Origin of the sequence: Janthinobacterium woesei (genome assembly GCF_051380875.1) — a bacterium.
Taxonomy (GTDB): Bacteria; Pseudomonadota; Gammaproteobacteria; order Burkholderiales; family Burkholderiaceae_D; genus Janthinobacterium.
The window spans coordinates 127,007-138,546 of sequence record NZ_JBNYXW010000010.1 but is presented as its reverse complement, the minus strand read 5'-3'; the positions used below and the strand labels follow the sequence as shown (position 1 = coordinate 138,546).

Genomic DNA, 11,540 nt, shown 5'->3' with positions numbered 1-11,540 from the left:
GTTATTATGCATTGACACGCTGGCAGCGGCGGTGCAGTGGAGTGCCAACGCTGCGCGCGACGGCCTGTTCTGAGCCATCGTCCTGATGGCAGATGCGCGTTGATTCATTGAGAAAGACGCGCAATACAATATGGAGACAAACATGACGATCGTGACCGAAGAAAACACAAGCAAACGCATCAAGACCAAGAACTGGGATATTCATTACCATGAGGCGGGCGAGGGGCATCCTCTCGTGCTGGTGCATGGCGGCGGGCCAGGCGCCACTGCCTGGAGCAATTACAATCCGAATATCGCGGCCCTGGCGCAGCACTACCGCGTGCTGGCCATCGATTTGCCGGGCTGGGGAAAATCGCAGGCGGTCCATTACGATCAGCGTGACAACAGTGGCGTCCTGGCGGAGTTTCTCGAAGCGCTGGACATCAAACAGGCCGCCTTTGTCGGCAATTCCATGGGCGGTTCGTCCTGCATCCGCCTGGCCTACGAGCGTCCCGAGCTGGTATCGCACCTGATCACCATGGGTTCGTCGGCTGGCGTGCCTGGCATGTTTGATCCGGCCGGCTTGAGCGAAGGCGTGAAGGCGCTGGAAGCGGCTTACTTCAACCCGTGCGTGGAAACCATGCGCAAGTTTGTCGAGGGCATGGCTTTCGACACGCGCCACGTCACCGATGAATTGCTCGTCGAGCGCGTCAAGGCGGCGCTGGCGCGTCCTGATCATATCGAAGGCTGGAAGAGCGGTCATGGCAAGCCCATGGTCAGGCTCGACCCGGCACGCGTTGCCTCGATCACGGCACCGACCCTGCTCATGCATGGCCGCGACGACCGTACCGTCCATTTCGCTTCAGCACTGACGCTGGCCCGCGCCATCGCCAACTCGCGCGTGTATATCGTCAACCGTTGCGGGCATTGGGTGCAGCTTGAGCATACCGATGAGTTTAACCGGGCTGTTCATTCCTTTATTGGTGCATAAGCAGCAATAGCTGCGCGTCCGGCGCCAGCGCGCATTGTGGCCGTTCGTTATAGCCCGGCGTGCGGCTTTTGATGAATGTATATTCTAGATCTATAAATCAATTAAAACATTGGAGACACCGACCATGATCAAGTCGCTTGCTTATCTGGGGGTTATTTCCCCTCAGTACAAAGAGTGGGAAACCTTCGGGCCTGAAGTGCTGGGTCTGCAGCTTGCAGGACACGGCGCCGATGGTGCCGTCAGGCTCCGGCTCGATGATGCTGCGCACCGCATCTCCATTCATCCCGGCGCCAGAAACGAGATTGCCTATATCGGCTGGAGCGTCAAGGATGAAGCGGACGCCAAAGCCGTGGCCGAGCGTGTTGCGGCCTATGGCCTCGACGTCGCCCGTGCAAGCGAAGTCGACAGCGCGCAGCGCCAGGTCGAGGGCTTTTACTGGTTCCGCGATCCCTCGGGCTTTCGCCATGAGTTGAGCTGGGGGCAGGTGCATACCGTCGCGCCATTGCGCCCGGGCCGGCCCGTCAGTGGCTTTCGCACGGGCGAGCAGGGACTGGGGCACGTGGTGCTTGCCGTCTCCGACCTGGCAGAAGGCGACCGTTTCTATCGAGAGGTGCTGGGTTTTCATCAGTCCGATACGGTCAAGGATGGCGAACTGCAGGCGCACTTTTACCACATCAATGGGCGTCATCACTCGCTGGCCATCAGCAGCCTGCCGACCCGCCAGCCTGCCTTCCTGCATCTGATGATCGAGGTGAATGCATTGGACGACTTGGGCGCTGCCCATGACCTGTGCGAACAGCGCAACATTCCCATCACCACCACGCTGGGACGGCACAGCAACGATCACATGACGTCGTTCTACATGTACACGCCGTCGGGCTTCCGTCTCGAATATGGCTGGGGCGGCCTGGATGTCGATCACGATCTGTGGATCCCGCGCATCTATGACAAGCCCAGCAGCTGGGGCCATCGCCGCCAGCACAAGGAGCTGACGGCGCTCATGTCGGTCGACTCGCCGGCGCAATGAACATGGCTCTTTCTCCCGGCTGCTGCCGGGACACTTCACACAATCATTGCTCTAAATAGGAATTATCGATATGCATCCCGTACAAGAAATCATCAATGGCAACATCGATCACTTTGTCAATCAGGAAGAGCCCAGCATTGCACTGGGACGCGTGACGGACGAAGGCGCCCGGCTGCTGCGCGAAAGCGGCCTGGTGCGCATGCTGCAGCCGAAGGAATACGGCGGTTACGAAGCCAATCCCCGCGATTTTTGCCAGGCCGTCATGGAGCTGGCTGCCAAGGCGCCGTCGCTGGGCTGGGTCGGCTCGGTCGTCGGCGTCCATCCCTTTCAGTTTGGCCAGGGCGATCCGCGTTTGCAGGAAGAAGTCTGGGGCGACGATCACGATACCTGGACCGCTTCGCCCTACGCGCTGATCGGCCAGGCCCGCCGCGTCGATGGCGGCTTTGTCCTGAATGGCCAGTGGCCGTTCTCGTCGGGCACCGACCACTGCAAATGGGTAGTGATCGGCGGCATGGCGGAAAGCGAAAATGGACCGGCGGGCGAATTTACCGTTCCCTACCATTTTGTACTGCCGCGCGCCGACTACGAGATATTGCATGACTCCTGGAACGTCATGGGCCTGGCCGGCACGGGCAGCAAGGACTTGCTGGTGAAAGAGGCATTTGTACCTGACTATCGCACCTTCAATCTGGCAGACTTGAATGAGCGCGTGTATGCCACGCGCAACCGCCCGGGCAATGCGCTGTATCAGATTCCATTCGACCTGTTTTTCCCTGGTGCGATTTCGGTTGCCACGATGGGCATTGCTGCCGGTGTCGTGGAGCATTTCGCCGAATACACGGGTGGACGCGTGACGCGCATGGGCACCAAGCAAACGCAGAATCCTTACCACATGGCGTCGCTCGGCGCTGCACTGGCCGACATCGATGCCAGCCGTCAGCATGTGCTCCGGGAAATTGGCGACATTTATGACTTTGTCGTCGCCGGCGGCCGTGTGACTCAGGAGATGAAACGCAAGGCCCGCGTCAATCAGGTGCGCGCCGTGCGCCGCGCTGCCGAGGCCGCCGCGATGGTGTTCAAGCATGCCGGCGGCAACGCCAGCCGCGTGACCAATCCTATCCAGCGAACCTGGCGCGACTTGTCCGTTGCCATGGGGCATGCCTGTAACGTTGATGACCCGGTCTACGCCGCCTACGCCGGCGCGCTGTACGGCATACCTGTCCCGCGCGGTGTGATCATTTAAGCAGCACTGGCAAACCACGGGCACCGTGGCGCTAATGCCGTTCAGTGAAAGTCTCTTTTCAGGATCTGGACGGTTTAGCGCTGAGGGCGGACAGAAAATGCCAAAAAATGGTCGCAGAAGGAGGAAATGGCGGCGCTCGCACAAGTCTTTGATTTAAAGGACAAGATATGTCCGGCAAGCCGTTTAGGAGGCTTAGCATCCCGTCCTCGCCTCCAGATGGAAAAATAGCCTACTTTCGAGTGGGCTATTTTTTTGCCGTGCGCCCAGCATGGGGAAGGCCTATAAACCGACAGGCAGGACGATGAAGGGGCATGATCCAAAATCCTGGTTCTGAAAACACCGTGTGCTTCATCCTTGCTCTCCAGCGGTGTGTATGGCGGGACTGCTGCATTTTGCGCCATGCTTATTTTTTAATGGCACGTTCTGCGCGCCAGCTTCCTGGTGCGGCATCTAGCGCGACTTGAAACTTGAGGGTTTGGACATATAAAACGTCAATAGGTTGACAAAAATTTTCATATTCATTGGCACTGTATTTCTTCAGGCCAATAAAAATACACATTTTTCCCTTAAAAAATCACATAAAATCTCCGAAATAAGACGTAATTTTTCGCGACCATATAAATATATGCAAATATATTGACATGATTCGCATACATTCTTATGCTTGGATCACTGCTCGGATCGCTGCGGAAACATGCCGAAGCCTGGTCGCGCAATGCTTCCCTTTTGCGCAATACCTGAGCGAGCAGTGTCAGACGATGGCAATGCATGCATGTGTCGCCATCGATAGCCGGCGGTAGCCGATTCGGCTCGCGTCCTGCTGGTTGAATAGATTCATCCATGCCATATGGCAATAAAAATACAGGAGACATTCATGAAGTCCTTCAAGCAAAGCCATCCAAAATTGACCCCGCTGGCTATCGGCGTGTTGGCGTTGGCAGTGTCCATGCCTGCTTTCGCCGAAACGGAGATAGAGACATTGCGGCGTGAGCTAGCGGAACAAAAGCAATTGATACAGAAGATCCTGGCGGCGCAGGAAACGCAAAAGACACAGGATGTCCAGACCGGTGGACCCAATCGTGGTGCCGGCTTGCAGGCCGGTGTGCCTGCTGGTCCTGTCACTCCTGCCTTGACCATCTACGGTGTCGCCGATATCGATGTGTCGCGCGCCGATAGTGGCTTTGGCAACAAGATGAACATCGGCTCGGGTGGCTATACGGCATCGAGGTTGGGCATCAAGGGCGAAAAAGATCTCGGCAATGACATCAAGGCGGTCTACCTCATGGAAGCGGGCTTGTCCATGAATACAGGCACGGTGGGTACCGGCGTTCCCACCCTGGGCATTAACAATACGGTGGCCTCGAATGGTGCGTTGACTAGCGCGGGCACGCAGTTTTTTTCGCGCCAGATATACGCTGGCTTGATGACGCCGGCAGGTACCATCACTGCCGGGCGTCAGTATGCGGGCTCGTATCTGGCCTCCGTTTCCGACAGCACCGCGATGGGCGCTGGCCTGTATGGTTCTTCGGCCACGCTCTTGCCGGTGATCGCGAGCATGCCGACCCGGCTGAATAATTCCCTGGTGTATATCTCACCCAAGATGCGCGGCGTGACCGCGCAACTGACCCTGACGACGGGCAGTGGCAACAACGTCAATACGGTCGTTGGCACGGCCACGAGCTCGACCACCGACTCTGCGGGCCGTGGAGGTGATCTGGCGCTGTTCTATGCGAACGGGCCATTCAAGGCCGCCGTGACTGCCTGGAATGTCAGGAATGCCAGTTTCAATCCCTCGCTAGGCGAAACGGGCTTGGCATCAAGGAAAGGTTTTCAAGCGGGCGCCAATTATCAGTTCGGTATTGCCAGAATTTACGCTACCTATGTGCAGGGCAAGATCGCTGGCGGCGGCTATGAGCGCGGTTCGAAGATCTTGTCCAAGGCCAGCGGCTGGAGCGTCAGCGCCGGCGTGCCGATGGGCGGCGGTACGGCACTGGCCAGCTATACGCGGGCAAACGACAAGTCGCTGATCGCCGATCGCGATGTCAGCCTGGTTGGCCTGGCTTACACCTACAAGCTGTTCGAGACAACCACGCTGTACGGCAGTTGGGGCAAGATGATCAACCAGCGGAATGCGTCCTACAGTTTGTCAAACGGCGGCGATCTGGTGGGGACGGTCTCTCCAGTCGGATTCAATCCGAGCGGCCTGATGATAGGCTTGAACCAGGTGTTCTGATCACTGGCAGCACATGCATCGGCTATGCGCTAAGGCGTAATGAGCGCATAGCCCTTATCGATGACCAGCGCGTTGCGCTCCACCACATGTGCGCGGAAAAACACGTGCATGCCACGCCGCCAGATTTCCGTTCTGATGGTCTCGCCAGGAAACACGGGTGCGCTAAAACGTGCATTGAGCACTTGCAGACGCGCCGCCTCGTGATGGCAGCAGGTTTTTAAGAGGGCATGCCCGATCACGCCGAACGTCGCCAAGCCATGCAAGATGGGGCGAGGAAAGCCGGCGCTGCGTGCCAGCTGCGGCTCGGCGTGCAGGGGATTCAAATCTCCCGACAAACGATACAGCAAGGCCATGTCTAGCCGCGTCGGCAAGTCGCAAACGATATCGGCTGGCGCCGACGGCATCACTGGCAGCTTTGAGACGCTCTCGTCGCTGGGCTGGCCTCGCGCGCTATAGCCGCCATGGCCGCGACAGAAATAGACTTGCTCCACCGTTGCCAACAGCTTGCCGGAGGCTTGCTCCGATACCCGTGTTTCACAGGCCAGCAACGCCCCTTTGCCAGCACCCTTGTCGGTGATGCCGGTGACGCGCGTGCGGCCAATGATGGCGGCGGCGGCGGGCAATGGCTGATGCAAAGTCAGGTATTGTTCACCATGCAGCACTTGCAGCCAGTCAAGGCCCGTGTCGGGATGCTGCATCCAGGCGCCGGGGCTGCCCAGGATCACGGCCATGCTCGGCACCGCTTGCAGGTCTTTTTCGTAGACAAATTGCAGCTCGGCCGTATCGAGCGGATCGCTGCAGTAACCGAGGCTGAGCGCGTACAGCATCGTGTCTTTCTCGGTGTACGTATGGCGCACGTCGGGGAAGTGCCAGTGCATCAGCCTGTGATAATCGAAAGCCATGCGCGTTCTCCTGGTAGATGAAATCAGCGACCGGGGGCAGCGGGCAGCGAACTGCACGCCGCGCCCCCGGCATGCCAGAGTCAAGACTAGCGTTGCACCAGCTTGCATTTCGATTCGGACAAGGGCATGGCCGAATCGGCGGCCGAAATGACTTTGCGCACGTGGTAATAGTCCCACGGCTCCTTCGATTCGCTCGGCTTTTTCACCTCGAGCAGCAGCATCTCATGCGCAAACTTGCCGTCAGCCCGTATGGTTCCCTTGAACAGACCATCATCGATTGGGGTCGATTTCAAGTACTTCATGACGCTTGCCATGTCATCGGTGCCGGTTTTTTCGATGGCATTGAGGTAATTGAGCACCGACGAATACACGCCCGCTTGCGCCATGCTCGGCATTTTCTTGGTTTTTTCGAAGTAGCGGCGCGACCAGGCGCGGCTTTTTTCGTCGCGGTTCCAGTAAAAGCCTTCGGTCAGCGTCAAGCCTTGCGCCACTTTCAAGCCCAAGGCATGCACGTCATTGATGAACAACACGATCGGCACGATGGTCTGGGTCTTCGAGATGCCAAATTCGGCCGCTTGCTTGATGGCCAGAATGGTATCTTGCCCGCCATTGGCCAGGGCGATGACATCGGCCTTGGACGCTTGCGCCGTGAGCAGGAAGGAAGAGAAATCGGTGGCAGGGAATGGGTGCTTGGCCACGCCCAGCACTTTGCCGCCATTGGCGACGACGACCTGGCTGGCGCCATTCATCATCGCCGCGCCTGCGGCATAGTCGGCGGCGATGAAAAACCAGTTCTTCTTACCTGATTGTACGATCGCCTTCGAGGTACCGGAGGCCAGCCCATAACTGTCATAGACCCAGTGCACGGTACTGGCGTTGCAGCGCTCGTTGGTAATGGGTAGCGAGGCGGAGCCGGAAATGAGCACCATTTTTTTCTTTTGTTCGGCCACGTCCATCACCGCCAAGGCGACACTGGTGGTCACCAGTTCCACGATGACATCGACTTGATCCTTGTCGAACCATTCGCGCGCCCGCGTGGCGCCGATGTCAGGCTTGTTCTGGTGATCGGCACTGACGATTTCGATCTTCTTGCCCAGCACCGTGCCATTTTTTGAAAAGTCTGCAATCGCCATTTTCGCCGCCGTCACCGCACCGGCGCCGACGAATTCGGAATACGTCCCGGTCATGTCGGTGAGTACGCCGATCTTTACCACGCCATCGCTGATTTTTTCCTGCGCCGTTGCCTGCGCGGCAAATGCCAGGCTGCCGATGCAGCCGGCCACTCCAAGCGCCACGACTTGCTTCAGGCTGTGTTCGCGTTGTTTTAATTTTTTTACGTACATGCTTGTCTCCATGATTTCCGTCTTTCAACGGTGGGGGGGCTATAAGGGAATCTCCCTTATAGATGCTGAAAAACGCCTGTATCGGCATGGTGCGCGGCGCCTCACACGCGTTCTAATATCATGGCGATGCCTTGGCATCGCAGATGTATGCTTGGTGCATGACGCAATTCCTATGCGTGGTGAAAGATAGGTGGAGTTGTTGCGTTCAAGCGGCGCTTAATCGTGCAGGGCGGCAGCGTTGCCCGTCGCACCGCCGCTGCCCGCTGCCAGTTCCTGCATGCCGGCTTGCAGCGTGGCCAGAGCCTGCCGGCGGGCCCAGAACACGGGGCCACCATGCCGGCGGGGAAAGCCATAGCCGTGCACCATCGCCACGTCGATGTCGCTGGCGCGGCTGGCGACGCCTTCGGCCACCAGCTGCGCAGCTTCATTGGCCATCGCCAGCAGGGCGCGGCGGCAGATTTCTGTGTCGCTCAGGTGGCGGCGCGCCACGCCGCGCGCAAGCGATGCCTGTTCGATAATATGGCGTACCGTGGCGTCGCTGTGGGCCGAGCGCTTGCCATCGGCGTAGTTGTAATAGCCGGCGCCCGCTTTCTGGCCCAGCCTGCCGCGCTCACACAAGTGATCGAGAATGGCCACGTAGCGCTCCTGGGCTGGGCGCTTGGCCGCCTGCGCGCGGCGCATGCGCCAGGCGATGTCCAGGCCCGACAGGTCGGCCACCGCAAAGGGACCCATGGCAAAGCCAAATGCCTGCAGGGCAGCGTCGACTTGCTCGGGCCAGGCGCCGTCTTCGAGCATGAATTCGCACTGCTTGCGGTAGGCGTTGTAGATGCGGTTGCCGATGAAGCCGAAGCTGTTGCTGGCCACCACCGCCTGCTTGCCCAGGCGTTTGGCCATGTCCAGGCCGGTGGCCAGCACCTCGGGCGCGGTGTCCGCGCCGGGCACCACTTCCAGCAGCTTCATGATGTTGGCGGGACTGAAGAAGTGCAAGCCCAGCACGTCTTGCGGACGCGATGTGGCGGCCGCGATCTGGTCCAGATCGAGGTAGGAAGTGTTGCTTGCCAGCACGGCGCCGGGACGGGCATGGGCATCGATCTGGACAAACACGGCCAGCTTGACGGCCAGTTCTTCGAATACGGCTTCGATGACGAGGTCGGCCTGGCCCAGTTGGGTCCAGTCGGTGCATGGCTGCAAGCGCGCCGCGTTGGCCGCGGCCAACTCAGCCTTGAGCTTGCCGGCGCTGACCCGCTTCCTGTAGTGCATGTCAATGCGTTCGCTGCCGCGCGCCAGGGCGGCCGGGTCTTGCTCCAGCAGCAGTACCTGCATGTCGGCGTCGAGCACGCTGATGGCGATGCCTGTCCCCATGGTGCCGGCGCCGATGATGGCCACCGTGCGGATCGGCCGGGGCACGGCTTGCTGGGCTGGCGCCAGCTGCATGGCGGCGTGCTCGGAACTGGCCTGGTGTTGTAGCGCGGCCGCTTCCGGCGGCGCGTCGATGGTGATCACGGGCACCTCGCCGTCGGGCGCGTTCAATATTGTAGATGGTGCTGGCATGTGTGTGACTCCTGTCATTGTGCGTCTGGTGTTGCTGGGCCGATGGTGATGGCGATCTTGCCGAATTGAGAACCGGCCTCCAGTGCGTCGAGCGCCGCATGCACTTCGTCCATCGGGTAAGTCGCACAGATCACCGGACGCAGTGCGCTGCGCTCGACAAATGCCAGCAAGTCGCGCAACTCGGCCAAATCACCAAGGGTGGAGCCGAATATCTGCAATTGGCGGATGAATATGCGGCGCAGATCGGCTGGCGGCTGGTCGCCGCTGGTGGCGCCGCACGTGACGATGCGCCCGCCCCGTACCAGTGACTTGAGGGCGTGCGACCAGACTGCCTGGCCCACGTTTTCGATGACGACATCGGCGCCGCGCCCGCCCGTCAAGGCCATTACTTCCCTGGTGATGTCTTGCGTGCTGCCATTGATGGCGTGATCGGCGCCCAAGTCCAAGGCGCGCTGCAGCTTGCCGGCATCGCGCGAGGTGACGATGGCCTTGCAACCGGCCAGCTTGGCCAGTTGCAGCGCGGCCAGCGAGACGCCGCCGCCGATGCCGAAGATGAGTACCGTTTCCCACGGCTGGATCTGCGCCTTGCCAAATAGCATGCGCCACGCCGTCAGGTGGCACACTCCCAGCGCCGCTGCCTGTTCAAAATTGAGCGAGGCGGGCATGGGGAATACATTGCGCGCCGGCAGGCTGACAAATTCAGCCAAGGTACCGTCGCGATGTTCGCCCAGGTATTGGATGCCGGTGCACAGTACGCCGGCACCGCGCTGGCAGAATTCACAGCGCCCGCAGCCGATACCGGGGTGCAGCACCACGCGCTGGCCCACAGTCAACAGCGGCTCTTCCGGGCCGACTTCTTCGACGATGCCGGCGCCATCGAGTCCCAGGATGTGCGGCAGGCTGTGCGTGATGCCCTTGCCGCTGTCGCGCATATACAGGTCAACCCGGTTCAGGCTGGCCGCCATCACGCGCACCAGCACGTCGCCGTGGCCCCGTGCGGGCTTGGGCCGTTCGCCTATCTGCACCACGGCATTGTCGCCGTGGCCGCTGATGAAGACTGCTTTCATCGTATTTCCTCCGCTATTGCATGACACGAAAGGCTGGCTCAGTCGCTGCGCATCAGCTCGCGGCCGATGATCAGCTGCTGGATCTGCGTGGTGCCCTCGTACAAGCGCAACAGGCGCACGTCACGGTAGAAACGCTCGACCTTGTATTCGTTGATATAGCCGGCGCCACCATGCACTTGCACGCCGCGATCGGCCACGCGTCCGGCCATTTCGGTGCAAAACATCTTGGCGCACGAGGCGCGCATGCTGACATCGGGGTCGCTCACACCGGCTGGCTTGGCGTCATAGCGTTTGGCGCAGTCCTGCACCATCGACCAGCCCGCGTACAGCTCGGCCTGGCTATCGGCCAGCATGGCCTGCACCAGTTGGAAGTCGCCGATGCGCTCGCCGAATTGCTTGCGTTCGCGCGCATACAGCACCGATTCGTCGAGCACGCGTTGGGCCACGCCGCACGACAGAGCCGATACATGCAAGCGGCCACGGTCGAGCACTTTCATGGCCGTCTTGAAGCCTTTGCCGGGCACGCCGCCGATGATATTGGCGGCCGGTACCCGCACATTGTCGAGGATGATGTCGCAGGTCTTTGTGCCGCGTTGGCCCATCTTCTTGTCCGGCTTGCCCAGGCTGATGCCGGGCAAGTTGGACGGCACGATGAACGAGGAGATGCCGCCAGCGCCCGGGCCGCCCGTGCGCGCCATCAAGGTAAAGGCGCCGGCACGCGGGGCATTGGTGATGAAGCGCTTGACGCCATTGAGCACATAACAGTCGCCGTCCAATTCGGCTTTGCACTGCAGGGCGGCCGCGTCCGAGCCGGCTGCAGGTTCCGTCAGCGCGAACGACATGATCAGTTCTCCGCTGGCCACCTGCGGCAGGAAGGCTTGCTTTTGTGCTTCGGTACCATCCATCAAAATGCCCTGCGAGCCGATGCCCACGTTGGTGCCGAACACGGAACGAAAGGCCAGCGCCGTTTGCCCCAGTTCAAACGCAACCTGGCATTCCTGGCTCATCGACAGGCCGATGCCGCCATATTGCTCGGGGATGGACAGGCCGAACAGGCCCATCTGCTTCATATCCTCGACGATGTCGGCCGGTACCTCGTCGAGTTCTTCGACGATATTTTCGGCAGGCACCAGGCGTTCGCGGATGAAGCGCTGTACGGTGGCAAGCAGGAGTTCAAAGGACTCTGTATCTAATGACATAATCG

The 11,540-nt window shown here is 60.0% G+C and carries 9 protein-coding genes; 4 read left to right on the top strand and 5 right to left on the bottom strand.

The genetic code is table 11. The features are described 5' to 3' along the window. The first annotated feature begins 142 nt into the window (after positions 1 to 142). The 4 genes from ACQ4W6_RS13445 (at position 143) to ACQ4W6_RS13430 (ending at position 5,473) form a co-directional block, all read left to right on the top strand. Positions 143 to 970, top strand: coding sequence for an alpha/beta fold hydrolase (locus ACQ4W6_RS13445; protein WP_436567678.1), 828 nt, complete (start codon positions 143 to 145; stop codon positions 968 to 970). A gap of 124 nt (positions 971 to 1,094) precedes the next feature. Next, positions 1,095 to 1,997: a VOC family protein gene (locus ACQ4W6_RS13440; RefSeq protein WP_436567677.1), complete on the top strand. Its 903-nt coding sequence runs from the start codon at positions 1,095 to 1,097 to the stop codon at positions 1,995 to 1,997. Between the two features lie 70 nt (positions 1,998 to 2,067). Beyond that, positions 2,068 to 3,240 carry an acyl-CoA dehydrogenase family protein gene (locus tag ACQ4W6_RS13435; RefSeq protein ID WP_436567676.1) on the top strand — a complete coding sequence of 391 codons (1,173 nt, stop codon included), beginning with the start codon at positions 2,068 to 2,070 and terminating at the stop codon, positions 3,238 to 3,240. Between the two features lie 874 nt (positions 3,241 to 4,114). Then, entirely contained in the window at positions 4,115 to 5,473 is a 1,359-nt protein-coding gene (locus tag ACQ4W6_RS13430) for a porin (RefSeq protein WP_436567675.1), read from the top strand. Between the two features lie 29 nt (positions 5,474 to 5,502). Here ACQ4W6_RS13430 and ACQ4W6_RS13425 read toward each other — a convergent pair whose 3' ends face one another. The 5 genes from ACQ4W6_RS13425 to ACQ4W6_RS13405 form a co-directional block, all read right to left on the bottom strand. Beyond that, positions 5,503 to 6,375, bottom strand: a complete 873-nt coding sequence (locus ACQ4W6_RS13425) for a MaoC/PaaZ C-terminal domain-containing protein (protein ID WP_436567674.1) — start codon at positions 6,373 to 6,375, stop codon at positions 5,503 to 5,505. A gap of 86 nt (positions 6,376 to 6,461) precedes the next feature. Beyond that, entirely contained in the window at positions 6,462 to 7,718 is a 1,257-nt protein-coding gene (locus ACQ4W6_RS13420; protein WP_436567673.1) for an ABC transporter substrate-binding protein, read from the bottom strand. Between the two features lie 216 nt (positions 7,719 to 7,934). Next, positions 7,935 to 9,269: a 3-hydroxyacyl-CoA dehydrogenase gene (locus ACQ4W6_RS13415; protein ID WP_436567672.1), complete on the bottom strand. Its 1,335-nt coding sequence runs from the start codon at positions 9,267 to 9,269 to the stop codon at positions 7,935 to 7,937. A gap of 14 nt (positions 9,270 to 9,283) precedes the next feature. After that, positions 9,284 to 10,336 carry a zinc-binding dehydrogenase gene (locus ACQ4W6_RS13410; RefSeq protein WP_436567671.1) on the bottom strand — a complete coding sequence of 351 codons (1,053 nt, stop codon included), beginning with the start codon at positions 10,334 to 10,336 and terminating at the stop codon, positions 9,284 to 9,286. A gap of 38 nt (positions 10,337 to 10,374) precedes the next feature. After that, positions 10,375 to 11,535, bottom strand: a complete 1,161-nt coding sequence (locus ACQ4W6_RS13405; protein ID WP_436567670.1) for an acyl-CoA dehydrogenase family protein — start codon at positions 11,533 to 11,535, stop codon at positions 10,375 to 10,377. Positions 11,536 to 11,540: the final 5 nt, after the last annotated feature.